Genomic DNA, 24,754 nt, shown 5'->3' with positions numbered 1-24,754 from the left:
GTCTTCCCTGGAGTGGCGAGGCGTCGACTGTAACGCGATTGGCGTGCGCCGCCGAGCGTGCGCCCGGATCAGCCCGCCCGAGCCCGCGCGATCCCCCGCCACAGGCCGATGCCCCCCATCATCGTCGCCAGCAGCAACATCGCCAGCACCAGCGCCAGGTCATCCGGATTGCGCATCAACGTCGCGTTCTCGCGCGCCAGGATATGGAACACCACGTGTTGCGCCTGCGCCAGCGGGGTATCGCCCTCCGCCACCAGGTCCATCAGGCACGCCGTGGGTGACAGCCGTGCCACGCTGTTCCATGCAGTCTCGTACAGGTACAGCGTCCATCCGGCCAGGCCCAGCGCTGCGCCATGCAGCACCATCAGCGCCACGTTCGCCGTGCGCAGCCGGTCCCGCAACCACAGCGCGCGGCTGGCACACACGGCCATCGCACCCAGCAGCGCCAATGCAATGCCCGCGACCGGGATCCAGCTCAGCGGCTGCCAGTCGTCCAACGCACCGGCGCGTGCCATCACCTGTTCGGCCATCTGCAGCCGCGCGTGCGCATCCGGGCCACCACAGGCCTCGGTGATCGGTTCCAGCAGCAGATCGACGCGACAATGGAAGAACCCGGACGCCAGTGCCACGGACAACAGTGCGACCAGCTGCAGCATCAGCAGGATCGGCCCCTGCCCACAGATGCGGCGGATTCGGGACGTGGCAGGGCTCATCGGTTCATCCATGACAGCAAACAACCATCCTAACCAAGCGCTTCGCACGTGTCGGCTGGCGGATGCGACATGCGGCGCATGGCACCGCTACGATGGCGGGGCTGTCCGAGTCCGCAAGTCCCAAGGTGTTCCCGATGGTGATGCTGTACCTGGTCGTACGAACGCTGCTGCCACTGCTGGCGTTCGTGCTCGCGTGGTGGTGGCTGGCACGCCTGATCAATGCGCGCGCCGCCCGGCTGCCAAGTGTCCCGTTGAATCTGCCGGCGCACAGCAGCAGCCCGCGCAGGAAGGATCGGCGCATCTACGCGCGCACGCTGCGGCGCAGGCCGGGCCTGCGTACGGCTACCCGCGCCGCCACCGCACCCCGCAGCTGGCACGTCGCTGCGGCCATCCTCTCGCTGCTGGTGCTGATCGCCACCGTGCTGGCCATCCCCGACGGTGCGCGCTTCCAGGTGATGATGGGGAACCTGATCGGCTATCCGAGTGCCCTCATCGAGGTGCGGGCTCCCGTGGCCGCACAGCCGGTGGTGCTGCAGGCGTGGCGGCCCGCACTCGCCCAGCTGGGGCGGCCCACAGTGATGCGCTACCCGATCGCCCGCACCGGTGGCGAGCATGAAGCCCATGCGGTCGTGCCCGTGCAGGTCCGCCAGCAGCCCGACCGGCTGCAGGTGGCCATCGCCCTGCCGGTGGACACCGAAATGCTGCGTGCGGAACTGGCACGGCTGGCTGGGTTGCCGATCGAGACGATCAACGTGCAGCAACGCGACGTTGCACCGTGGTGGGAGTCGGGCTGGCAGCCACTGCCCGGCCCGTAGCGCCCAGCCCATGCTCGGCGGACCTTTGCCCCTTTCCCGGACGGCACGCGCTGCGCGCCCCAGCCGAGCATCGGCCCGGCTCTACACCAGGGCCACACCCAGCCTATGAATCACGACCCACGCGGCAGCTTCGCCGCCCACATGTTGTCGACCAGGTTGGGATAGCGTCGCCCGTTCTCCTCGGCACGTTGCCGTGCCGCCGCCTTCTGCGCATCCGACAGCGGTTGCGACGTCTGGCCCTTGGGGTTGGGCTTCTTCCACGGGGGGGTTCTGGTCTGGCGCATGGCCGCAGCTTAGCGCTTCAGGAAGTTCAGCAGGGCCAGATTGAAGCGGTCGGCGTGGCTGGTGTTGCAGCCATGCGGCGCGCCTTCCAGGATCACCACTTCGCTGCCTTTGATGGCCTTGTGGGTACGCTGGCCGGAGCCCTCGAACGGCACGATGGCATCGCTGTCACCGTGCAGGATCAGGGTCGGCACCGTGATCTTTTTCAGGTCATCCCGGAAATCAGTGGTGGCAAACGCGTGCATGCAGCCCAGTGCCGCCGTCTGGTCAGATTGATGGCACAGCGCGATCGCCGCCTGGCGCGTTTCTTCGGTCACCATCAGCTGGCCGTTGGCGCTGAAGAAGTCGCGGGTGAAGCCGTCGAAGAACGCCTCGCGGTCCTTCTCCAATCCGCTGCGCATTTCATCGGCCTTGTCCTGGGTCAGCGGACCTTCCGGATTGTCGTCACTACGCAGCAGGAACGGCGGCACCGCCGCAGCGAACACCACACTGTGCAGGCGATCCTGGCCGTGGTTGGCCACGTAGCGCGCCACCTCGCCACCGCCCATCGAGAAACCGACCAGGGTGACATCGCGCAGGTCACGTTCCTCGATCAACCCCGCCAGGTCTGCCGCCAGGGTGTCGTAGTCATAGCCGTCGGCCGGCTTGTCAGAGCGGCCAAAGCCGCGCCGGTCGTAGCTGATGACCCGATACTGGGCATCGCGCAGGATCGCCACCTGGGTCTTCCAGGCATCGGCGGACAGCGGCCAGCCGTGGATCAGGATCACCGGGCGGCCGTCGCCACCGGTATCTTCAACATGCAGGCGGATGCGGGAAGCAGGCATGGGCGCTCCTGTGGAAGGGGAGGATTGCAGGCTAGCGGCCGCGCCCTGTGGCAGCCGTGAGGGAATCACGCCCCCTCATGACATCGCCTGCACATGCCGCCACGCGAAGCCGCACCGGCCTGGCCGGCCTTCGCACCGCGCCCAGGCGGTTTCGTCGCAGAGCCGTACCGCCGCGGTCACCGGCATGCCAGCCTTCGCGCACCGTCTCCTGGAGTTTCGCCATGCTGCTGCTCACCCTGCCCCTGCTGGCCGCCGGCCTGGTTGCCGCGCCCGCGCCGCCCGATGACCTGCGCGAGCAGATCCGCCAGGCCGATACCCAACTATTCGCCATGGCCTTCGAGGCCTGCGACGCCGACAGGGCCGCCGCGATGACCACCGAAGACATGGAGTTCTTCCATGACAAGGATGGCAAATCGGCCAGCAACCGCGAGGACTTCCGCCGCAGCGTGGCCAGCCTGTGCGACAGCACGCGCAAGGGCGGCTGGCGCCTTCGCCGCGAGCGGGTCGAGCCCTCGCTGCAGGTGTTCCCGCTGCATGATGAGCGAGCCCTGGAAATCGGCGACCACCGCTTTTACGAGCGCGGCAAGGACGGGGTGGAACGCTGGGTCGGCCAGGCCCGTTTCATCCAGGTCTGGCGCCGCGTGGACGGGCACTGGCTGGCCGAACGGGTGATCAGCTATGACCACCGGCCGGCGGACTGACCTTTCCGGCGCCCTTCACCGGCCGGATCTATACTGGCGGGGTTCACCCCGACCCACCGCTACCGTTCGATCGCCATGGCAGAACTCACCCCCAACCACCCCGACTATGGCCTCCATCAGCAGGTCCGCCAGGGCGTGTCCGCTCTGGATGCCCAGCATGGCCGTGCGTTCGACCAGACCAGTGAGCGCCTGACCGCCAGCCTGACCGTACTCGCCCGCGAGCAGGGCCTGCAGCAGGTCGACCACGTGCTGGTCAGCAACGCCACGGCCCAGCACCCGGCCGGGCACAACATCTTCGTGGTGCAGGGCGACCCGGCCAACCCGGCGCACCTGCGCGCGATGATGCCGACGGCCGTGGCGGCGCAGACGCCGGTGGAGCAGTCGATGCAGAAATTGGGGTTGGCCCCGCAGCAGCCGGCCGTGGGGTTAGTGCCCGAACAGCAGACCCGTGAGCAGGAGCAGCAGCAGAACCCGGCACACCGTCTGGGCTGAGCCGCCTCCAGCGTTGCTGGCAGAGCGGCGCAAGTCTCTGATCATTTTCCCGACAGAGGGTCCGCGTGGACCCGCAGCTGTGCCGGGTAATGCTGGAGCAAGAGGGTGGGCTGCACCGTGCGCACATCCAGGCGGTAGCGGGCATCGATTTCCATCGGCAGGGTGACGATGTTCAACCTGTATCGGCTGGCGTCCATCGATACCTGCTGCGCGTAACGCCAGTCTGCCGACTCATGCCATTCGGGGAGCGGCTGACCCAGACTGCGCGCCCTTGCCTGATAGACATCAGACGTTGCAACGTCCTGCCAGGCACCTGCGACCCAGCGCTGCAGGGACAGCTGGAAGGGAACATGAACATTGTCCATATCAGCCTCACTGTCAGGCCCGGGCCCATGTCGCTGCACCTCAAGATCCAGCACGTAGGGTCGCCCCGGATAGAAGTTGCGGGCATTCGTCTCGAGTTCGAAACGCACCGCCTGGCCGGGCTCGGCAAGGTTGATCGGCTTGACCAGATCCAGCGGTCCCGCCGCATCCGGTACGCGGCTGTTGCAGGCACCGAGTGCGCCCGCCAGCGTGAAGATCAGGCCGACGCGCAGCCAGCGGTGGATACCCAGCATGATTCAGATCCTTTGCCTCCCTGCCATAGGCTTCAACCCTAGCGGGTGACCAACGGCGTCGCAACCAGGCGATTGATTACTTTCCAGCGGGTCGGGCGGCATGGATCCGAAAACGGGCCGAGTAGCCCTGCAGTGCCTCTGTCCTCTGCACCGTGCGCACGTCCACGCGGTAGCGGGAGTCAACTTCCACTGGCAGAGCAACCAGGCTCATCGTGTACTGGCCATCACTGCCCATGTGCGGCGACGTATACCGCCATTCGCTGGATGCATGCCACTCCGGAAGCTGCTCACCGGCATTGAGCACCCCGGCTTGAAAGCCGTCGTAGGTGGGAACATCCTTCCAGGCATCAGCACGCCATTGCTGCAGGGTCACCTCGAACGGGATCCTCATTGTGCCCACGTCAGGCTCGTCGGGCTTTCGCGTCCCTTGGTGCTGCAACTCAAGCTCCAGCGCATAGGTGCGACCCGGGTGGAAGTTGCGGGCATTCGTCTCGAACTCGAACCGCACCGCCTGGCCGGACTCGGCCACGTTGATCGGCTTGATCAGATTCAGCGGCTCCTGCGCATCCGGTACGCGGCTGCTACAGGCGCCGAGTGCACCCGCCAGCGTGAAGATCAGGCCGACGCGCAGCCAGCGGCGAATACCCACCATGATTCAGACCCTTTGGCTCCCAGCCATGGGGTTCAACCCTAGCGGGCTGGTGCTGGGCACTGCAACCAGGCAAAGAAAAAGGCAGGGCCTGCACCCTGCCTTCTTCACGCGACGCGCGACGGCGCGGGGCCTTGCGTCAGCGCATTACAGCTGGATGCGCGCCACGCTCTCGTCAGCGCCCTTGTCATCCTTCTCGCCGTTCTTGACGCTAACGAACAGCACGTTGTTCTTCGCATCCAGTGCCAGGCTGTTCGGGTGGGTCGGCACCGTGTAGGTGGCCACCTTCTGGTAGCTGTCACTGTTGTACGCCGTCACCGTACCGGCTTCGCGGTTGGTCACGTACAGGCGCTTGCGCGGTGCATCCAGCAGGATGCCCAGCGGGCCGGCATCGGTCGGGATGCTGGCCAGTTCCTTGCCGGTGCTGCGGTCGAGCACCAGCACGCGCTGGCCCGGATGCCTGCTGACCAGGCCACTGCTCTTGGCCTGGTAGCCACGCAGCATCTCCGAGCCCTGGTCGGTCACGAACAGGCGCTTGCCGGCCGGGTCCAGCGCGATGTTCATCGGCTGCTCGGCAGCGATCTTGTACTGCGCCACCACCTTGTTCGAATCGGTGCCCACCACCACCAGCTCGGCCAGCAGGTTGCTGGTGTAGACGCGCTTGTTGGCCGCATCCAGCGCCAGGCCCGGCGCCTTGGCATTGCCCAGGCCGTCGATGGTGTTGATCACCTTCAGCGTGTTCGTATCGATCACGAACAGCACGCTGCTCACGTCCGGCTGGCTGCTGTGGCCGGTCACGTACAGGCGGTTGGCCGCGCTGTCGACCACCAGCTCGCGCAGGTCATGGGTGTAGGCGGCCTTGCCGTCCTTGCCGGTCTTCTTCTCCATCAGCTGGATGGTGCCGACGGCCTTGTTCTGCGCGGTGTCGACCACGGTCACCGACAGGTCCACGGTGTTGCCCACGTACAGGCGGTTGTGGGCGTCATCCAGCACCACGCCGAACGCCTTGCGCTCCAGCGGGATGCGGGTTTCCACGGCCAGCGTGGCCGGGTTCAGGCGCAGCACCTGGGCCGGGCCGGCGTCATCGCCGAAACCGCCGGAGGAGGCCACGAACACGGCGTTCTGTTTCGGGCTGTAGGCCAGCTCATACAGGCCCTTGGCCACGGCCTGGCGCTGCACGGCGGCGGTGGCGCTGGCGGCGGGCGCATTGTCAGCGAATGCAGAAGGCGCGCCGAGGCTGAGCGAAACGGCAACGGCCAGGGCGACCGAGCGGAAGAGAGGAGTACGGAACATGCGAGCGTCCTTGAATGGGCACGGGAACGTGTCCTGGCTCGCTGGGCCGTACTGCGACGGCCCGACCTGCATCTGTCTGCGCGGGTGGGCTGGCTGGGGTTGCCGGGGAATGGTAGCAGGTGGGGGGCGTGGCGTGCGCCGGTGCAGGCATGGCACACGCTCGACCTTGGCGCTGCCCTCCGGCTATGCCATCCGTGGGCCGTGGCTCTGTTGCAGCTGCTGCTCTTCCTGCAGGCGCTGCACATCGCGCTGCGGCAGGTTCTGCTGCAACTGCGCCACCCGTTCGAACGAGGCCTCTACCGGTGTCTGCGCTGCCAGCTCCGCCGGCATGCTGGCGCGCTGGTGCGCCGGGTCACTGCGGTCCCCCTGCACGATGAACAGCTTCGGCGCGGTATCACCGCGCGGCTCGCCCAGCACCACTTCGTCTACACGCGAGAACTGCTGCTCCTTCGACAGCGCGAGCAGGCTGGCACTGACATTGCCGTTGCGTGCACCGAAGGCACCGAGGTCGGCCACCTGCTGGTGGATGTGGTTGAGGCGGGCATGATCATCGTGCGCCGAGTCTGCGGGCGTGCCGCTTGCCGCGAGGGTGCTGTTGCCGCGCCACTGCTCGCCGTTCTCGGTGAACATCCACTCGCGGAATGTCTGCTTCGGCATCGGGTTCCACTGCACCCTGTCCAGCTCGCTGCCCTTCACCTGCTGCGGAATGGCATTGACGGCGCGAATGTTGTCCAGGACCTTGGTGGCGCCCTCGTAGTTGTTGATCTCCCCGGCCAGCCCAACCGGGCGCAGTCCTGCGTGGTTCAGGGCACCCCAGGCGAAATCGGTGCAGGCGTTGGAGAAGAAGTCGTAGTTCATGTCGAAGCCGTGCTTCTTCGGGTCTGCGGAAAACTCGAGGAGGCGGTCGTACTGCTCCTTGCTGATCTCGATCGTGCGCTCGAAGCGGGGCTTGTCGTAGACCCGCAGATCCGTGTCATCGACTTTGCCCAGCGAGGGATTCGCACGGTCGTTCCCCATCGTGAACCCCCTGCTCACGTGTACAGGGTCATTTGATCGTGTCAGCGAAAGAAACATGTGCCCAGCAAATGACGGATCCAACAATCTCTTCTGGCCCGCGTCGCCCACATCGACTCTCGGCGTGCCCGGTGCGGCGAGATGAATCGTGACCGTGTAGCGCTCTGCTTCCTTGCTCATGTCTTACTTCCCTAGCGTTTGATATCCAACAATAAGTTCGGCATGGAGCCCTTCCAGCTGCGGACGGTCCTCCATCAGGTCGACTGTCAACCGATACCGGCCCGGCTCCAGCCAACCGACATCCGCGACCTGAAGTACCTGATACAGCATCTCACGTGAGTGCAGACCGGCTTCGATCAGTGCGCCCTCATCCAGGCTTGTATCGGACAGATATCGCACAATCTCATCTTCTGGAATTCTCTGTGAGTCGCGCCCGTCAGGAGTGCTCTGCCATAGCTGTACAGGACCAGGTGCGCCGCCATCAATCCGCTCCAGGCGCAATCGCGTGGGTGGCCTTCCCAGCCTGATCTTCTCCCACGCGTCCAACAACGAGCGCCCGTCGGTATCCTGCAGCCGCAACCCAATGTTCAGGATCGGAATGGCCGGCTTCTGGGCTGCCGGCAAATCAAACGTGACCTCGGCAATCCGACCGGCCTTCTGCAACTGCACGGCCCGCGTGAACGGCACAACCGTGCGGGCCTCGGCCTGTGCGCGCGTCAGCAGGGGCGGCGCAACCTCAGGCGCAGGTGACGCACGGCATGCCGCCAGCGCGCCCAGCACCGCCAGTATCACCAGCCCCCGCCGAAGTGGCCGCGTCATTGCTCCTTCAACCGCAGCGAATCGGCCACATCGGCCTTGGCCGCCACCTCAGTGGCGATGCTGGCGCGGCGGTGCGCCGGGTCGTTGCGGTCGCCCTGCACGATGAAGATGCTCTCGGCGGCATGGCTGTTCTGGGTTGGCCCGCTGAGCAGCACGTGGTCCACGCGCGAGAGGTTGTTCTGCTTGGCCAGCACCAGCAGGCTGGCGCTGATGCGCTGGCTGGCGGCATCGAACGGACGGCCATGCGCGGCGTCCAGCTCCGCTACCTTCTGGATCAGCTGCGAGAACAGGCGATGGTCGGGATGCGAGGGGTCCAGCAGCGTGCCGGCCACTTCAATCGGCGTCGGCGGCGGCTCATCGCTGGCGCGGTCGCCCTGGCGATGATGCTCAGCCTCGCGCTCGGGCATCGCGTGGTGGGTTTCGGCATTCAGATCGCTGCCCGGGAACGGCGCGGCGATGCACTGGATCTCTGGCAGGTTGAACAGCACCGCGAACTCGCCCAGGTTGCTGCCCCCATCCAGCGGCGTCGGCAGCGGATGCAGGCCAGCGTAGTGCAGCGCGGCCCAGACGAAATCGCTGCAGCGGTTGATGGTGGCCGGGCGATCCACATCGAATTCGAACTCGGCCGGTTCCTCGGCGAAATCACGCAGGCAGCCGTAGTGCTCCTCGGTGATTTCCAGGGTGCGGCTGTAGTACGGGTCCAGATGCTCGTCGGCATCGTCGTGGCGCACCTGCGCGTACTGCACGCCGGTGCGGGTTTCGCCCGGTGCCTGGCGCGGTGGTGCGAAGCCGTAGCTGTGGGCCTCGTCGCCCGCAGCGACCTGCAAGTACATGTGGCCGCGCGGCGAGATGCCCCCACTCTTCAGCGGGGTGCCGGGCGCGGCCAGATAAAGGGTTACGGTGTAGCGTGTTGCCTGCTCCATGCCTGTTCAGCCTTGATGGGTGCTGCGGTCCTGGGTGGATGATGGCATAGGTGGGATGGGGGCCAGGTGGAGGAATTGAGGACGCCGATCGCGACTTGCTGAATATGTGAGCCAGCCAGCAAACATGGGGGCAATTCCCCGCGGGTAGAGTCACTTGGGGTCAGTCCCGTATAGTGACCTCTCCGCTGCAAGGGACTTGCTGATGGGCACCGTAATCCAAGGGGCGCTGGCCTTGCTTCCCACCATCTCGGCTTGGCGGCCCCTACTGATTCCGCGTCATGTGATGTCGCAGCTAGCTCGCATTGGGGCAATTTCCGGACTGTCGGCCATGCTCACGCTGGCATCTGCATGTGCGCGATCGACGGATACGTCTGCCCTCAATGAACGTGCCGCTGCCGCAGATACACAGCCTGCCCGCATCTCCATGGCCGAGTTGCAGAAACGGATTCTTGTCTACGCGGATTCGCTCAGGTCAAGGGCGGACATCAGTCCGGACAAGTTCGGCACGGCGATCGGTGTCTCGCTCGTGCCAGACGAAAAGGTCAGCATCAGGCACATCGCCAAGGACCTGGCAACGATGAACGGCTACAACTATGGAGCGTCTTATCTGTCGGTTGAGTCGGCACGTGAGTTCCCCAACCAAGAGGTGATCTTTTATCAGCTGGGCAAGCAGCCAGTGACGGATGCTCCGAATGGCGTGTGCTACTGGGAAGCCGAAAGTGCCGGACGAGCGCTCGAAGCCCTCGGATACAGGACCGGAGGAGAAGTGCCATTTCAGAGAGGGGGCATCAGGCAGTACCGGCGCCCCATCACCGGTGGTAAGCAGTATATGGATACCAGCCTGTTGACCTATCGTTCCGATGAAGGTGATACAGCGAGAACCTGCGTCTACGCGGTCCAGTTTGGAGGAGGAGACAAATGAAGGGAATCGAATCCAGCGTCGAGCCACTATTGGCCGATCTGCGCGCAGACAAACAGCTTCCCAGTGGTGCCGAGGATGCGATCCGACGCAGCATTGCAGGCTCCCCCTACCTCAATCACCTTCTGGCAAACGCAGCCGACAGCGGGCAGATCAGCCGGATTGCCGTGTCCTATGGACATCACAATGGCGGCCACTTCCAGGATGGGTCGGATGGAAACCCGCCAACGATCTTCATCAGCGCCTCCAATTTCCAAAGCGTAACGGGCACCCGGCTTGAGGAACGACTTACCGAAGTGCTGGGCCACGAGACCATGCACGGCATCCTGGCTAAGGAACGCGCCGCAGCACTCAGGGTCTTCAAGCAGACCTACAGCGAGGAACTGATCGCTTCACACGATTCCCGGTCAGGCTCGGTGAACCTGACCGAGCCGGTGCGCACGCTTCTGGACAAGGGACGACAGGACGAGGCACTGGCGGAGGTCTCGGGCCTGCGGGCACTGGATAGCCGATTCAGAGCGTTGAATCCAACCTTGGATGACAACGGACTGGAGGCAATGCTTGCGTCCCGCTCGCTCTCCCGTTGCATTCGAGCGGAGGGTGCAACCAGGAGCTTGGCGGATGGTATCTCATATGATGCGCTTGCCAAGCGCCCCAACAATGAGAGCGTCCAGCTCACCAAGGCCGTCGAGCAGTGCTTCTATGACGGCACTGGCACGCTGGGCCGGCACGGCGATTCCGACTACCGCAACTACTACGGCACCTATCCGCTATCAGTGATCGGGGCGAGCCATGCCTTCCTGGCTGAAGGTCGCCAACCCCCCGGCCATCCGCATCGACCTGCATGAGCTTGGTCTGGACCCGAAGCAGCTTGAGCGCAATGGCCTCGACTTTGGCAGCGCAAAGATCCTGCCTGTTGGCGACTTCGGAAAGGGCGGGTTGGGCTGGGTGGAGCTGAAGAACACCGGCAGCGCACACACCATTTCGCCACCGACGCAGAGCGTTGCAGATATGCAGTCCTCGCCCACCCACTCGTTCAGTCCAGCAGATCAGGCGCTGCTGGACCAGATTCGGAGCAAGGTGGAAGCACTGGACAAGGCCAACGGCCGAACCTTCGATGACACCAGCGAGCGTATGTCTACCAGTCTGCTGGCCGCAGCCAAGGATGCCGGAATCACCCGCGCGGACCATGTTGTGCTGAGCAGACAGACAGATGCCTCCCCCGCCGCACATAACATCTTTGTGGTGCAGGGTGCGATGTCCGACCCTGCTTCCCTTCGCACTCACGTGGCGACTGCGGAGGCCGCCCAGCGGCCAGTGCAAGAGAGCCTGAACCAAGTGGAAGCAATCGGCCACCGCCAGGCGCGCGAGCAGGCAGACATGCAGCGCACGCAGGAGCAACAGCAGCGGGTTTCGGCGCCTTCGATGTAGGCTACTGGCTTCAGCTAGCTCGACTGTTCTACCGACGCCCTCGCCTCGATGGCCCGGCGCTTTTCTTCATCGAAGAGAAGGCACTCGGCAAAGATCTCATCGAGCCGTAGCACTTCTTTTTGTAGATGCGGGACGCCGGTAAGAACGGCGAGGTGCTGCCCCGCCATCATCGAAAGGTTGTTGCTCATTTGGATGACGTTGACCGCCAATGGCGCAGGGAAGCCATCGCGGCTCCGGCTCATTGCGTGTACCCCTGCGTGTACGAATGAGTTCAACGGAAACCATGCATGCACCTTCAGCTCAACAAGGTGCGGGAGCAGATTGCCAAGCTCCGATACTTCCGCAAATGCATCCAGCATCTTCGACAGCATCGGCAGCCCCTTTTCGCTCATTCCAGCTTCCGGTGGCAGGGACAGCAGTTCGACCTGCTCGTCTGCTGCGCAGTGCAAGATCCAGACGGACCGCGTGAAGGCCTCGTACTGGCAGCGCATCAATGCCATTGCAGAGGGCGCCATACCGGCCTGCAGCAGCGTGCGAAGGGCGCCTGCGTGCTCAAGGCTCAGCATTGCTGCGTCCATTGACGCCAACAATCTGGGCGAGTCATCCGCCAAGGGGTAATCCACCTTGGAGAGGATCGCTTGGCGAAGCAGTGCGGATCGATTGAGCAGGTCTTCCATAACGATGACTCCCGGTATCGACGGGTGGAGCATATCCAGCGGAGGGAGCTGTCCGCCAGAACACATGCGGAACTCACGCTGTGAGACAGCTCCCGACCATCCTCCCCTTCCCACCGGAGGATGCCCATGACCGTAATCGGCCCCACGTGGCTGGAAGCGTTCGACAAGGAGCTTCTCTACCTGTTCGCCATCGATCATGGCGACGCAGGCATGGATGAGTACCTGCTGGGTTGCTACGCAGACCTTCCGCCACGCGAGGCGGCGCTGGCGTTCGGCAGCGACTACGCCCTGGAGCGCGACGATGCGCTGTGGCCTCGGCCGGGGGTGGCGCTGCAAAGTTAAGCCATGTCGCAATCGGCCAACTTCGGATCTCAGCCATGCGGGCGGACTGTCGCTTTTGGGACCCCGATCCTCTCCAAACCGTGCTTTTCAATGCGCATTGGGGCGGTAACTTAACACCGGCCGAAACCACTGCACCGCAAGGGCTCTGCCACGCGCGCGCCATGCAACAATGCCGTAAGCGTCAGCATTTACGGCCTCTGCGGCCTACGGTTTCTTGGCATCTCGCAGCCATGCGAGTACACCTTGGCGTGCCACCGGAAAAGGGTGGCGCGGGGTTCGAAAGCCCGCTCAGTAACCTTGTGTTTTGCGCTTGTCAGCCGGCGTCACCTTTTGTGTGGCGCCGGCTGGCAATCCGTTCGCGTTCCATGGCGGGCGGTGCGTGGGGGTCTTCGGACCCACCGGCTTGGTTACTGTCCGGCTTTCGAACCACGCACCGTCCGCCGCCTCTATCGGTGGCGTTGCTATCTGTCCTGTACGGAGCATTGCCATGAATACATCGGACTTCCGTTCCCTGCACGCGCAGTACGATCCGGACAACGCCGAACCCGAGCGCGAGCCGTCCGTCGATCCCAACGCCTTCGTCGCCACGCTGCGACGCATCGGATCTGGTGCAGCTGCGGACGGCCAGCCTTGGCCGGAACGGCATCAACTGCCTGGACGGTGTCTTCAGCTGGCGGATGCGGATTGCGCACTGGCCGGGCTGCGTGTGGTGGCGGAGCTGATGCTGGCCGCGGAGCGGACTCGGCAGAACGGTGCGCCCGAGGAGTACCTGGGGGATCGGGTGATGGAAGGGTTGAAGATGGCTTGTGTGGCGTTGACTGCGCAGGCGACAGAGCGGCTGCACGTGCGGGAGTAGCCCAGTTGGACTTGGCCATCTGTCGTGCGGCTGCTGACTCTCGCCGCGTCTTTCCTAGCCGACCGTTCTCTTTCTAGTCCATCACCTATCTTCAGGGCGTCCAATGAGACCTGTGATCTAAGGCGCCGTCCTGCTTGCGGCGCAGTCTGCGGCGATCGCCAGCCGGCATGTACCCAAGGCTGGCTCGGAACTGCGCACGTTTCGGAAGGCGTCCGACGCTGAGTTTGCGATCATGCGTGAGGAAGCCGTTCGACTTGTGCGCGAGGGCTTGGTGCTGCACGCGCGGTACGCGGGAGAGAGGTACTTCGAGGTCAGTTGCGACGGCAAGCCCGTGATGCTGGTGGACAACTCGCTGGAGCAGCTTGTGATTGTGCTATTTGCGGATAGGTGGACTGATGTTCCTTGCGTTGTACCGCAGATGTCGCACTGGAGTGGGCGGGTTGTGGCAGAATTTCATGATCCCACGTCGTCCACGGCAGAACAGGCTGGTGGAACTAGTAATCTGGACGCGAAAAGATCGGTGCGTGCACCAGCGTCGTTTCAATAGCCAAGTACGCGCTACGCGTATGCTTGCTGATTGGATCACCTTCTTCACCAGCAGCGCCCCATCAGGCATTGAAAGTGATGACACCAGACGCGGCACTTCTCGCCACAGTGACCGCATGACCGCTAACAGATGGCGGTGGGTCATCACATGACTATTAGTACAACGTTGACGAGTTGATGCTGTAATGCCGGCACAGGCTAGGAAACGGAGCACCTGCCTCTCCCTGTTTGCGGAGGGCTAATTATCCGGCTGCCGCTCGATCGGAGCTTCTTTATGGGAGTTCCTCGGAATAGGCACCAGATAATTCCAATACTGAAATCTACTCCCCAGTCGACGGATTACGCACCGAAGCCAGCACGACCGCACCAACGTTACGGACACCCATGTAGAGGCCCCACCTGACAGGTTCGGCGATGATCTAAGTGCACGTATGCAATCTGCGCGCGTAATTTCTACTGCGAGATCCTACTGTGTTCTCTCGCAAGAACACCGGCAGATGCGATTGCTCGCGCGTCAAAAATGTGACACTTGCGATTGCGGCGTGTATTAGACACTATCTGACCATGTCACCTCGCCGCATAGCCAAGTTCAATCAGGTAGTCGCCGAATTGGGCGGCCTCGTAGTCGCGTCTAATCCATTGTCTGGATGGCCCGGATTTCTCGAAATTTTGGGCACAAGAAGAAGTTACAGAGTTGCATTACACGTTTCAGCTGTGTCGCCGCATGCTCGCCATGACCATGAATATCGATTTCAAAACCCTGCCGATGCACCGGCAGTTTCGACGTTAAACGGGAATGGTCACCCTGTACTCCTCGGCACTCACATATCGGACGACAGCGTGGTGTTCGTTGCAATTGACGGCACCACGCGTATCGGGCGGGAAGCGCGGTTCTCAATCTTGTTCGACAGGCGTATTCTGGAGGAGGCCCGTGCGACTGGCTGGTCAGTGTACGAATCTCGCAAGGGAGAGCGCGTATACGCATTCCCGCCCAATCTCTTCCCCGCCTTTATGGAGCAGCTAAGAGATGGAGAGTTCTTGCCGGCCCAGGAAATTGCACAGATCGCTGCTGCATCTGGTGCAGTTGATGCGGGAAGTCCTGATGCGGCAGCTCGCGCCACAAGGGCAGTAGAGGTTTTAGTCAGGAGGTCAGGCGCCGGTCGAGCTATCCGACGCGCATATGGCCATGCCTGTTGCATGTGCCAACTAGCATCAGATCTAGCCGTGGGAGCCCACATCTATCCTGTTGAGGCACCCGGTTCAACGGACCATGTCTGGAACGGACTGGCACTTTGCCCCAATCACCACGCAGCATTCGATCGTCATCTTATTTGGGTAGATCCTAATTCCAGGCAGATACGATTGCACCCCAGCCTTCATGCGTCCTCGGCATGGAATCGAGGTGCTATGCACTTTGTTGGCTCAACTGGAATCCAGCTTACTCCGCCAATTTCGGCACAACACTCCCCGAAACCGGAGATGTTCTTGCGTCGCTACCAGTACTTTTCTGGAAAGTATTCGTGGATTTGATTTGATTCTCCCGCCGATTCGCCAATCGGCGGGCAACCAAAGTCAACCGAGATCTACTTTACGCTCAAGCTGAGCCTTTCCAGAAAGCAACGGGAATGGATAGGTACAGAGAATTGCCTTCTGCCGAATCGTTGGGTGCGTTTTCGGCGTCCTAACATCCCAACGAAGAGAACGGAGTTCAGCGACGAGATCTGGCACTTCACTCTTATCTATCTTCAGCTCCTGTGCAACACCCTCCTGAGTCATAAATATGCCGGCACTAGACGACTGTCCAAAATACTCGATCGCCCGCATAAGCGCGGACTTGCTGCGCGACTTAATGGAGGTAATAACACGGACGGTATCCCCCCTGTTTGCGTAGTGCCCATAGATATCGATCAGGGTATAGAACTGGCTACCTTTGATCAACACGGCCTCGATGATACTCCACACCCTAAAGAGATCATCCAAAGTCGAGATTCTAGCCTTGCATTCCAATACATCAACGTCTATCAGATACTTAGAAAGACCGGAGATCTCAATCGAGATCTCCTTAACGCTCTTCGCTCTCACGGATGCAAGACCGACGTCAATGTGAACATTTGCCCCTTCTCTTCGCTCTTTCACCGCGTAGGAAACATCACCCAAATCCCCTTCCTCCATCGAAGAAGAGAAATGTTTTGTGAAATTTCCTCGGTACCGAACAAAATACTCCTCGGAGCGATTAACCGAAGCAGTTTCGATGCTCACAACGTTCGAAAACCGCTTTGCGACCTCAGCCTTGGCAACGTCTTTGTAGTGATTTGTCCTTTCTCGCTGTCTCTTCTTGAAAGTTGATTCGAATCCGGCAGGACGAACACAAAAAGTGAGATCCGCCCTCCTTCTCAACAACTGTTCACGAACGGACTGTGCAATCACATAGGCGAGACGCGGAGGCACAGAGTTCCCGATCTGCTCTACTGCCTTCCCATACTTACCGACAATCTCATAGTCATCAGGAAATGATTGAAGGCGCTTCAGCTCTTGAACACTGAAATGCCGATTTTTCCAATGAAATGGGCCTGTGAATTTACCCGGCTGCGCCTTAATCGTGCGCGCAGGCGCGCACTGGTCAACCTTGTAGAGAAAGTCGTGGAACTTTGAACGCCAAGCGAAGTATGGTTTCGGATACCCCATCTCCCTTGTAAAGAAGGAATAGTTCAGCCCCTCAGGAACGAGAGACAACAGATGTCCGTACAGCCCATCAAATTCATGGTAAGGCTCCGCGTCATCCTGCAGATCTGATATCGCATCATACACTGAGACAAGCGGCAGACCAGATGACGAGTCCGGCCCATGAGTTGGCTCAGGGAACTCAAAATCGGGCACCCCGGCCAAATATCCAACAATGATTAGCCGTTCTCTGTGCTGGGCGACTCCATAGTCAGCCGAATCAACGACCTCAGCCCTCAATGAGTACCCCAGGCCTGAGAACGCCTTACATATCTCACGCCATGGCTGTCCGCCATTCGCTCCAGGAAGCCCGTAGACGTTCTCGAATACGAAAACCTTGGGACGAATTGCTTTCAAAATTCTGCAGTAGGACTCGAAAAGTCGGCCACGTGCATCGATAGTGCCAAGAACTCCGCCTGAGCGACGCCCAGCTGCAGAAAAGGTTTGGCAAGGAGGTCCACCAATTACGCACTCGATACCCATACCCACATATGGTGCTGGATCGAACTCTCTGATGTCGACGCAGTTTACCTCCGCATGTCGGAGGAGCTTTCCTTTTCCAGAATTGGCCTGCAAGGTTTGACAGTAAACAGGCTCTATTTCCACGCAGCCCACAACTTCGTAACCAGCCTGGGAAAAGCCGATGTCAAGCCCTCCCGCTCCAGAGAAAAGACTGAGCGTCTTAATCTTTGCCTGTCCGCTCATGGAGATTGAGTTCCTTAGTATTAATTATAGATTGCAAACTTGATACAAACGGTCAGTGAGAACTCCCCGTAGGCCAGCGCAGCCAGGGAGCCACCCTGATGAACCAGCAATGACCCCACCGACCAGCAGTGAGACGAGGCGGTCTTCCGGAGACAGTTTGCGACTTAGAGAGTATTTAAGCCAGGTCTCAGATGATGAGATCACCTATGCTCATCACTCCTAGCATAGGTCTAGGCCGACCCAAACGCCCACTGCGGGCCGGCAGATCGGAGGCACGATGAGATGCACCGCCGGCGAGTACGTTGACTGCTGGTCGCATAACAGTCGAAACAGGTCCTCACTGATGAAACGACGAGAGGCGGCCGGGCCGCCTCTCGTGTCTCATCATTTCCCGAATCAAACCCCAACAGGGTTAGCCTTCTCCGGATCAATCTTGTACTGCTTGATCGCCCGGGCCACGTCCTTCGCGGTCATCTTCCCTTCCTTCGCCAGCGCCGCAATCGCGGCATGCGCGATGTAGTACCGGTCAACCTCAAAGAACCGGCGCAGGTTCGCACGCGTATCCGAACGGCCGAAGCCATCGGTACCCAGCACGGTGTACGACATCGGCACGAACGCACGGATCTGGTCCGCATACGCACGCACGTAGTCGGTGGCGGCAATCGCCGGGCCCTGGCGGCCTTCCAGCAGCTCGGTCACGTAGGCCTTGCGCTGCTCACCTTCCGGATGCAGGCGGTTGGCACGCTCCACGTCGAAACCATCGCGACGCAGTTCGTTGAAGCTCGGGCAGCTCCAGATATCGGCGGTCACGCCGAAGTCCTTGTCCAGCAGCTCGGCCGCAGCAATGGCTTCGCGCAGGATGGTGCCCGAACCCAGCAGCTGCACGCGCAGCTCGCCCTTCTTCGGCTTGCCGGCGTCGGTCAGCAGGTACATGCCCTTGACGATGCCTTCGGCCGCACCTTCCGGCATTTCCGGATGGGTGTAGTTCTCGTTCATCAGGGTGACGTAGTAATACTCGTCCACCTGGTCTTCCATCATGCGCTTGGTGCCGTGCTGCAGGATCACCGTCACTTCGAAGCCGAAGGTCGGGTCGTAGCTGCGCACGTTCGGGATGCCACCGGCCACCAGATGGCTGAAGCCGTCCTCGTGCTGCAGGCCTTCACCGTTCAGCGTGGTGCGGCCGGCGGTGCCACCCAGCAGGAAGCCGCGGGTACGCATGTCGGCGGCCTGCCAGGCGATGTCGCCCACGCGCTGGAAGCCGAACATCGAGTAGTAGATGTAGAACGGCAGCATCGGCACGTTGCTGACCGAGTAGCTGGTACCGGCGGCCATCCACGAGCTGATCGCACCCGGCTCGCTGATGCCCTGCTGCAGCACCTGGCCGCTCTGGTCTTCGCGGTAGAACATCAGCTGGTCGGCGTCGACCGGCTTGTACTTCTGGCCGAACGGCGCGTAGATGCCAATCTGGCGGAACAGGCCTTCCATGCCGAAGGTGCGGGCTTCGTCGGCCACGATCGGCACGATGTGCGGGCCCAGTTCCTTGTCGCGCAGGGTGATGTTCAGGCTCTGCACGAAGGCCATGGTGGTGGAGTAGCTGCGCTCGCCGCTGCTCTTCAGCAGGCGCTCGTAGGCTTCCAGCTTCGGGGCAACGAAGGTCTTGTCGGCCTTGCGGCGGCGCTGCGGCAGGTAACCACCCAGCGCGGCACGGCGCTCCTGCAGGTACTGCACTTCCGGCGAATCCGGGCCCGGGTGGTAGAACGGCACCTGGCCGTCGGCCAGCTGCGCGTCGGTCACCGGAATGTTGAAGCGGTCGCGGAAGTGGCGCACCGCTTCGTCGTCCAGCTTCTTGGTCTGGTGGGTCGGGTTCAGTGCCTCACCGGCGCTGCCCATGCCGTAACCCTTCACGGTCTTGGCCAGGATGACGGTCGGCATGCCCTTGGTGTTCACGGCCTGGTGGTAGGCGGCGTACACCTTGTGCGGGTCGTGGCCACCACGGTTCAGGCGCCAGATGTCGTCGTCGGAAAGGCCGGCGACCATCGCGGCGGTTTCCGGGTACTTGCCGAAGAAATGCTCGCGGGTGTACGCGCCGCCGAAGGCCTTGCAGTTCTGGTACTCGCCGTCGACGGTTTCCATCATCAGCTTCTTCAGGACGCCGTTGGTGTCCTTGGCCAGCAGGGCATCCCAGTAACCGCCCCACAGCAGCTTGATCACGTTCCAGCCGCCGCCACGGAACACGCCTTCCAGTTCCTGGATGATCTTGCCGTTGCCGCGCACCGGGCCGTCCAGGCGCTGCAGGTTGCAGTTCACCACGAAGATCAGGTTGTCCAGGCCTTCACGGCCGGCCAGCGCGATGGCACCCAGGGTTTCCGGCTCGTCGCTCTCGCCGTCGCCGATGAAGCACCACACCTTGCGGTCGGACTTCTCGATCAGGCCACGGTTTTCCAGGTAGCGCATGAACTGCGCCTGGTAGATGGCGGCCAGCGGGCCCAGGCCCATCGACACGGTCGGGGTCTGCCAGTAGTCCGGCATCAGCCACGGGTGCGGGTACGAGGACAGGCCCCCGCCGTCCACTTCCATGCGGAACTTGTCCAGCTGCTCTTCGCTGATGCGGCCTTCCAGGAAGGAACGCGCGTAGATGCCCGGGGCGCTGTGGCCCTGGATGAACAGCAGGTCGCCCGGGTGGTTTTCGCTCGGGGCGCGCCAGAAGTGGTTGAAGCCCACGTCGTACAGGGTGGCGCCGGAGGCGAACGAGGCGATGTGGCCGCCCAGGTCACCCGGCTTGCGGTTGGCGCGCACCACGGTGGCCATCGCGTTCCAGCGGATGATCGAACGGATGCGCCATTCCAGCTCGGCGTTGCCCGGGCTCTTGGCCTCGAACTGCGGTTCGATGGTGTTGACGTATTCGGTGGTGGGAGAGAACGGCAGGTAGGCGCCCGAACGACGGGTCAGTTCCACCATGCCTTCCAGCAGCTGATGCGCGCGCTCGGAGCCCTCGACATCAATAACGGCCTTCAACGACTCGATCCACTCCTGGGTTTCCACAGGATTCGGGTCGTTGTTCAGCACCTCGTTCAACCAGTTCATTAGCGCTCCCATTACCGCACGCACGCGCGCGACTGTTGTATAGATTTCTAGACCGCAAAGTGTAGCGCACCAAGGGCTTTCGTCACTTGGCTACGCTGGCGTATGGACGCATGCGGCCAGTGTCCGCAAGGCCTGTCCCGGCCTGTCCGGCGGCAGGACAGGCCCGTGTTTCCGGGTACTGCGGCACCTTGGAGCCGGTGCCCGGCTGTCGCGCTGGGCCCGGAGCCACCATGTGCAGGACGCAGTGTTACTGCGGCCGATGACGGTTGTGCGGCGCCCGCGCGCCCTGCGGTATCGACCGCGGGCGCGGGCGCTTGACCGGCGACAACGCGTCGCACCCCTGGATTGGCGGAGGCGACCGCCGCGTCGCCTGGAGCGGTGCGCGGGCGGGCTGTGGCCCAAAACAGACGCGCTTGTGGCCGGATCGATGATTGCCGGGCTCGCGCTATCGATATATCGTTTGCACACTCGTTTACCGATATATCGAAATGAGCCGTACGTCTTCTCCCAGAGCTCGTTCCACCGATCCGGATGTGCCGCGCCGCAACGGCCAGCCACGGGTGCTCAGCCGGGGCGACCTGCGCCTGCTGGTGCTGGCCCTGATCGGCGAGCAGCCACGCCATGGCTACGAGCTGATGCAGCTGATCAGCAACCAGTTCATGCAGGCCTATACGCCCAGCGCCGGCACCATGTACCCGCTGCTGGCCAGCTTCGAGCAGGCCGGCTGGATCGAGGCCGAGGAAGTGGACGGCCGGCGGATCTTCCGCATCACCGCCGCCGGCGAGTTCGAGCTGAAGGTGCAGCGAACCCAGGTACGCCTCGCGCAACGGCGAGCCTTCGACCGTGCCCGCGAGATCACCAAGGCGTCGCTGCCGCCGCCGCTGGCCACTGCCCTGCGCGAGTTCAAGCGGGCGCTGGTGCATCACCACGGCCGTTGGGCCGAGGGCGAGGCGGACGAGGTGGCGGCGCTGCTGAGCCGGGCGTCCGCCCTGCTGAACGGTACCGCCGGTAGCGAGGCATCCCCCCTTTCAACGACCCAGCCAGACTGAATCCAGCCAGGTCTCCCCCATCCCGCGCGCCCCCGCGCGACACCTTTACAGGTAAAACCCCATGACCGAACACAACAACACGCGCCTGCGCCTGGATGTGCGCTTCCGTGAACTGACCGTGCTGCGCACCGAAGAAGTCACCCCGCACATGCGCCGCGTGGTGCTGGGCGGCGACGACCTGGCCGGCTTCGATTCGCCCGGCGCCGACGACCACATCAAGCTGTTCTTCCCCAATGCCAGCGGCGAGATGGTGCTGCCGGTGCTGACCGCCGAAGGCCGCAGCTACCCGGAAGGCAAGGCGCCCTCGCCGTCGCGCGACTACACCCCGCGCGCGTGGGACCACGAGGCCGGCGAACTCGCCATCGACTTCGTGCTGCACGACCAGGGCGTCGCCGGGCCGTGGGCCGAGCGCGCGCAGCCGGGCGACACGCTGGTGATCGGCGGCCCGCGCGGCTCGTTCGTGGTGGCCAACACCTACGACGCCTACGTGCTGATCGGCGACGAGACCGCACTGCCGGCCATCGCCCGCTGGCTGGACGTGCTGCCCGACGGTGCCGAAGTGCAGGCCTTCATCGAAGTGCGCGACGAGGCCGAGCGCCAGGACCTGCCGCAGTACGAGAACGTGCGCATCCACTGGCTGGAGCGCAACGGCTTCCCGGCGGCCAGCAGCACGCTGCTGGAAGACATGCTGACCGACTTCGAGGCCCCGGACGGTGATGTCTTCTACTGGATCGCCACCGAATCGCGCCGCGCACGGATGATGCGCAAGTTCATCGAAGGCCACCTGGGCGTGCCGCGCGATTGGATCCGCTCGACCGGCTACTGGAAGGCCCACCCGGACGAAGCCGACGGCGATTGATCAAAGGACGGTAGGTGCGGACCGTTGGTCCGCACGCCCTCCGAAGGGTAGTGCCGGCCGCTGGCCGGCAACCTCATGAACCCTCGGCAAGAACCTGCAGTTGCCGGCCAGCGGCCGGCACTACCATCTGCCGCGTCCACCCGAACCGCTGCGCGGCCCAGATCTCCAGCGCCACCAGCAGTGCGACGACCAGCAGCGGCAACAGCAGCCCGAAGTACACGCCGGGCATCATGCCGTTGATCTGCGCCTTCACCAGCCGCAGCACGCCACGGGTGTGCAGCAGCTCATCCACATGCATGGTCAGCGCCTCGCGCACCACCTTGGGTTCCAGGCCGAGGGTGCCGGCCTTGTCCACCAGCGTGTCTTCCACCATGCCGCGCAGCAGGCCTTCGCGCACCTTGCCGATCACCCAGCCGGTACCGCGCGCCAACGGGCCGTTGCCAAGGCGGTCCAGGCCGGGCAGCGGATGTTCGCTGAGGTAGGCCGAGGCGATGGTGTCGGCCACATCGCCCACCGTGCCCTGGCTGCGCAATGCCTCGCGCATGCGCGGGTCATCCAGCGAGTCGGTGAAGCCTTCGCTCCAGCCTTCCACCAGGGTCTGCAGGTGCGGCTGGAAATGATCAAGCTGCTTGAACAGCGCGCGGTGCGCACCGGCGGTGAAGCCCAGCTGCAGGCCGAAGAAGGCCGTGGCCAGCGGCAGCAGCACCACGTAGCTGGCCAGCAGCCAGTGATGCCAGCGCTTGCGCCGCTGCAACCAACCCCGACGGTGCAGCCAGCGCCAGCCGAGGATGCCCAGCACCAGGCCAAGCAGCGTACCGAGCACGCTGCCGCCCAGCAGATCGAGCACGCTCAGGCCCGACCAGAATTCGTTCAACCAGTACTGCGCATCCTGCATGGGTCTTCCTTCCATGGGTGATACAGCGGGGCATTGTAGAGCCGAGCCCACGCTCGGCTGCGCCGCCGTCGGTGGGTGCGGACCGTCATCGACTGGTGGGTGCGGACCGTTGGTCCGCACACTCCCATGGAATTGCTGGCCAGCGGCCGGCACTACCGAGCTGGCAATGCGACAATCGCGCTCCTTTCCTGCAGCAACGAGGCCCCCATGGCCAAACTGACCCTGGCCGGCGTGGATGCGCTGCGTACCCGCTTTGCCGATGACGCCGCCTGCGATGCGGCGCTGGCCGCGTTCGCCGACAGCGCTGCACTGCGCGCGCCGCTGCGCGAGCTGGTGGCGGCGCAGCACCGCTACCTGCAGGCCGAATTCGAAGTGGCCCAGGTGGCCGACGTGCTGCGCCGTGACCAGAAGTACGCGCCGGTAGGCCGGCCGTCGGTGCACATCGTGCAGCTGCGCAAGCAGCAGGCGGCCACCAAGCAGGCGGCGCTGATCGCGCGCCAGGTGGTGGCGCAGGCCGCGCAGACGTTCGCACGGGCCAGCGGGCTGGCGGTAAAGGCCAAGCAGAGCCCGAGCGAAGCGTGCGTGGCATGGTTGGGCGCATTGCGCTGAGCAACCCTGCTTCGGAGGTGGCCGCCCCCACCGACAGGGTAGTGCCGGCCGCTGGCCGGCAGCCCCCTCATCATCGGGCACCTCGCAAGCAGCCGGCCAGCGGCCGGCTCTACCCGCGCCCAAAAAAGAAGGCCCGCTTTTCAGCGGGCCTCCTGCCTTCTCAAGACGAGTGAGTCGGGTACATCAAGCCGCCGGCTTCTCGCCGGTGGCTTCGGTGGTGATGCGGATCTTCACTTCATCGCTGACGTTCGGGGCGTAGGCGCCGACGCCGAAATCGCTGCGCTTCAGGGTGGTGGTCGCATCGAAGCCGGCGGCCGGAACCTTGGCCATCGGGTGCTCGCCGCCGCCGTTGACGGTGACGTCCAGGGTGACCGGCTTGGTGATGCCCTTGATGGTCAGGTCGCCGGTGACGGTCAGCTTGTTGGTGCCGGCCGCTTCCACCTTGGTGCTCTTGAAGGTGGCATCGGCGAACTTGGCGGCGTCGAAGAAGTCGGCGCTCTTCAGGTGCTCGTCGAACTTGGCGGTGAAGCTGTTCAGGCCGCTCAGCGGCAGCTTCACTTCCACGGTGGACTTGGTCACGTCTTCAGCGTTGTACACCAGGGTGCCTTCGACGTTGCCGAAGTGCGCGCTCGGGTTGGAGAAGCCGAAGTGGCTCCACTGCGCCAGCACGTCGGTGTGGCTCGGGTCCAGCTTGTAGGTGCCCGAGGCGATCTTGATCGCTTCGGCGGCCGGCGCGGCAGCAGCGGCATCAGCCGCCGGGGTGGCGGCCTGCTCGGTGGTGGCCGGGGCGGCGGCATCGGCCGCCGGGGCAGCGGTGTCGGCCGGCTTGGAGCAGGCGGCGATGGCCAGGGTCAGGGCCAGCGGCAGCAGCAGTTTACGGGTGGCGCTCATCTGAGGAACTCTCCGGATCGTAGGGTGG

25 protein-coding genes are annotated in these 24,754 nt (G+C 63.3%); 11 read left to right on the top strand and 14 right to left on the bottom strand.

The window, feature by feature from the left end; translation table 11 throughout:
• Window positions 1–68: 68 nt before the first annotated feature.
• Window positions 69–713 (bottom strand): hypothetical protein, encoded by a 645-nt coding sequence (locus tag LRM18_RS15955; protein WP_154583143.1) that lies wholly within the window; start codon window positions 711–713, stop codon window positions 69–71.
• 134 nt (window positions 714–847) lie between these two features.
• On the opposite strand from LRM18_RS15955, the gene LRM18_RS15950 reads away from it, so the two are divergent.
• Complete coding sequence (locus tag LRM18_RS15950) at window positions 848–1,528, top strand: hypothetical protein (RefSeq protein ID WP_270955044.1); 681 nt, start codon at window positions 848–850, stop codon at window positions 1,526–1,528.
• Window positions 1,529–1,638: 110 nt separating this feature from the next.
• Here the strand turns inward: LRM18_RS15950 and LRM18_RS15945 are convergent, their stop codons facing one another.
• On the bottom strand, window positions 1,639–1,812 hold the full coding sequence (locus LRM18_RS15945; protein ID WP_005415066.1) for a hypothetical protein: 174 nt from the start codon (window positions 1,810–1,812) through the stop codon (window positions 1,639–1,641).
• Between the two features lie 9 nt (window positions 1,813–1,821).
• On the bottom strand, window positions 1,822–2,634 hold the full coding sequence (locus tag LRM18_RS15940; protein ID WP_270955006.1) for an alpha/beta hydrolase: 813 nt from the start codon (window positions 2,632–2,634) through the stop codon (window positions 1,822–1,824).
• 221 nt (window positions 2,635–2,855) lie between these two features.
• Here LRM18_RS15940 and LRM18_RS15935 point away from each other — a divergent pair, with 221 nt between their 5' ends.
• Window positions 2,856–3,335: a nuclear transport factor 2 family protein gene (locus LRM18_RS15935; protein ID WP_206632679.1), complete on the top strand. Its 480-nt coding sequence runs from the start codon at window positions 2,856–2,858 to the stop codon at window positions 3,333–3,335.
• A gap of 75 nt (window positions 3,336–3,410) precedes the next feature.
• Window positions 3,411–3,827 (top strand): XVIPCD domain-containing protein, encoded by a 417-nt coding sequence (locus LRM18_RS15930; RefSeq protein ID WP_270955005.1) that lies wholly within the window; start codon window positions 3,411–3,413, stop codon window positions 3,825–3,827.
• Window positions 3,828–3,868: 41 nt separating this feature from the next.
• Here LRM18_RS15930 and LRM18_RS15925 read toward each other — a convergent pair whose 3' ends face one another.
• The 6 genes from LRM18_RS15925 to LRM18_RS15900 form a co-directional block, all read right to left on the bottom strand.
• The gene (locus tag LRM18_RS15925; RefSeq protein WP_206632678.1) at window positions 3,869–4,444 is read right to left on the bottom strand and encodes a hypothetical protein; all 576 of its coding nucleotides are present in this window, start codon (window positions 4,442–4,444) and stop codon (window positions 3,869–3,871) included.
• A gap of 76 nt (window positions 4,445–4,520) precedes the next feature.
• Window positions 4,521–5,096 carry a hypothetical protein gene (locus LRM18_RS15920; protein ID WP_270955004.1) on the bottom strand — a complete coding sequence of 192 codons (576 nt, stop codon included), beginning with the start codon at window positions 5,094–5,096 and terminating at the stop codon, window positions 4,521–4,523.
• Between the two features lie 144 nt (window positions 5,097–5,240).
• Complete coding sequence (locus LRM18_RS15915; RefSeq protein ID WP_206632677.1) at window positions 5,241–6,386, bottom strand: YncE family protein; 1,146 nt, start codon at window positions 6,384–6,386, stop codon at window positions 5,241–5,243.
• A gap of 183 nt (window positions 6,387–6,569) precedes the next feature.
• Window positions 6,570–7,580: an XVIPCD domain-containing protein gene (locus LRM18_RS15910; protein WP_270955003.1), complete on the bottom strand. Its 1,011-nt coding sequence runs from the start codon at window positions 7,578–7,580 to the stop codon at window positions 6,570–6,572.
• A gap of 3 nt (window positions 7,581–7,583) precedes the next feature.
• On the bottom strand, window positions 7,584–8,180 hold the full coding sequence (locus LRM18_RS15905; protein WP_270955002.1) for a hypothetical protein: 597 nt from the start codon (window positions 8,178–8,180) through the stop codon (window positions 7,584–7,586).
• Between the two features lie 35 nt (window positions 8,181–8,215).
• On the bottom strand, window positions 8,216–9,142 hold the full coding sequence (locus tag LRM18_RS15900; RefSeq protein WP_270955001.1) for an XVIPCD domain-containing protein: 927 nt from the start codon (window positions 9,140–9,142) through the stop codon (window positions 8,216–8,218).
• Window positions 9,143–9,344: 202 nt separating this feature from the next.
• Here LRM18_RS15900 and LRM18_RS15895 point away from each other — a divergent pair, with 202 nt between their 5' ends.
• Genes LRM18_RS15895 through LRM18_RS20345 form a run of 3 tightly spaced genes read left to right on the top strand, consistent with a single transcriptional unit; the run spans window position 9,345 to window position 11,492 of the window.
• Complete coding sequence (locus tag LRM18_RS15895; RefSeq protein WP_270955000.1) at window positions 9,345–10,064, top strand: hypothetical protein; 720 nt, start codon at window positions 9,345–9,347, stop codon at window positions 10,062–10,064.
• Window positions 10,061–10,909: a hypothetical protein gene (locus LRM18_RS20350; protein ID WP_336297089.1), complete on the top strand. Its 849-nt coding sequence runs from the start codon at window positions 10,061–10,063 to the stop codon at window positions 10,907–10,909. Before LRM18_RS15895 ends, LRM18_RS20350 begins: the two co-directional genes overlap by 4 nt.
• A complete protein-coding gene (locus tag LRM18_RS20345; protein WP_336297088.1) occupies window positions 10,854–11,492 on the top strand; it encodes an XVIPCD domain-containing protein in 639 nt (212 codons plus the stop codon). The genes LRM18_RS20350 and LRM18_RS20345 overlap by 56 nt, the downstream gene beginning before the upstream one ends.
• A 14-nt stretch (window positions 11,493–11,506) precedes the next feature.
• Here the strand turns inward: LRM18_RS20345 and LRM18_RS15885 are convergent, their stop codons facing one another.
• Window positions 11,507–12,169: a hypothetical protein gene (locus tag LRM18_RS15885; RefSeq protein ID WP_270954999.1), complete on the bottom strand. Its 663-nt coding sequence runs from the start codon at window positions 12,167–12,169 to the stop codon at window positions 11,507–11,509.
• Between the two features lie 120 nt (window positions 12,170–12,289).
• Between LRM18_RS15885 and LRM18_RS15880 the strand changes: the two genes are divergently transcribed.
• Both LRM18_RS15880 and LRM18_RS15875 read left to right on the top strand, forming a co-directional pair.
• Entirely contained in the window at window positions 12,290–12,511 is a 222-nt protein-coding gene (locus LRM18_RS15880; RefSeq protein ID WP_150827439.1) for a hypothetical protein, read from the top strand.
• 487 nt (window positions 12,512–12,998) lie between these two features.
• The gene (locus tag LRM18_RS15875; RefSeq protein ID WP_270954998.1) at window positions 12,999–13,367 is read left to right on the top strand and encodes a hypothetical protein; all 369 of its coding nucleotides are present in this window, start codon (window positions 12,999–13,001) and stop codon (window positions 13,365–13,367) included.
• A 2,118-nt stretch (window positions 13,368–15,485) separates the two neighbouring features.
• Here LRM18_RS15875 and LRM18_RS15870 read toward each other — a convergent pair.
• Window positions 15,486–17,339: a DNA cytosine methyltransferase gene (locus LRM18_RS15870; protein ID WP_270954997.1), complete on the bottom strand. Its 1,854-nt coding sequence runs from the start codon at window positions 17,337–17,339 to the stop codon at window positions 15,486–15,488.
• Window positions 17,340–17,735: 396 nt separating this feature from the next.
• Window positions 17,736–20,423 carry a pyruvate dehydrogenase (acetyl-transferring), homodimeric type gene (gene aceE, locus LRM18_RS15865; protein ID WP_012478970.1) on the bottom strand — a complete coding sequence of 896 codons (2,688 nt, stop codon included), beginning with the start codon at window positions 20,421–20,423 and terminating at the stop codon, window positions 17,736–17,738.
• Between the two features lie 488 nt (window positions 20,424–20,911).
• Between aceE and LRM18_RS15860 the strand changes: the two genes are divergently transcribed.
• Window positions 20,912–21,472: a PadR family transcriptional regulator gene (locus LRM18_RS15860; RefSeq protein ID WP_049468662.1), complete on the top strand. Its 561-nt coding sequence runs from the start codon at window positions 20,912–20,914 to the stop codon at window positions 21,470–21,472.
• A 61-nt stretch (window positions 21,473–21,533) separates the two neighbouring features.
• On the top strand, window positions 21,534–22,331 hold the full coding sequence (locus tag LRM18_RS15855) for a siderophore-interacting protein (RefSeq protein WP_270954996.1): 798 nt from the start codon (window positions 21,534–21,536) through the stop codon (window positions 22,329–22,331).
• 73 nt (window positions 22,332–22,404) lie between these two features.
• On the opposite strand, the gene LRM18_RS15850 is transcribed toward LRM18_RS15855, so the two are convergent.
• On the bottom strand, window positions 22,405–23,226 hold the full coding sequence (locus tag LRM18_RS15850) for a hypothetical protein (RefSeq protein ID WP_130768638.1): 822 nt from the start codon (window positions 23,224–23,226) through the stop codon (window positions 22,405–22,407).
• A gap of 207 nt (window positions 23,227–23,433) precedes the next feature.
• Between LRM18_RS15850 and LRM18_RS15845 the strand changes: the two genes are divergently transcribed.
• Complete coding sequence (locus LRM18_RS15845) at window positions 23,434–23,835, top strand: hypothetical protein (protein ID WP_130768637.1); 402 nt, start codon at window positions 23,434–23,436, stop codon at window positions 23,833–23,835.
• A 183-nt stretch (window positions 23,836–24,018) separates the two neighbouring features.
• Here LRM18_RS15845 and LRM18_RS15840 read toward each other — a convergent pair whose 3' ends face one another.
• A complete protein-coding gene (locus LRM18_RS15840) occupies window positions 24,019–24,726 on the bottom strand; it encodes a YceI family protein (protein WP_005415047.1) in 708 nt (235 codons plus the stop codon).
• Between the last annotated feature and the right edge of the window lie 28 nt (window positions 24,727–24,754).

This window comes from Stenotrophomonas sp. PI_27, from assembly GCF_027854495.1.
Taxonomy (GTDB): domain Bacteria; phylum Pseudomonadota; class Gammaproteobacteria; order Xanthomonadales; family Xanthomonadaceae; genus Stenotrophomonas; species Stenotrophomonas pavanii.
The sequence above is the reverse complement of the archived record's forward strand: the minus strand, read 5'-3'. Positions and strand labels throughout refer to the sequence as shown.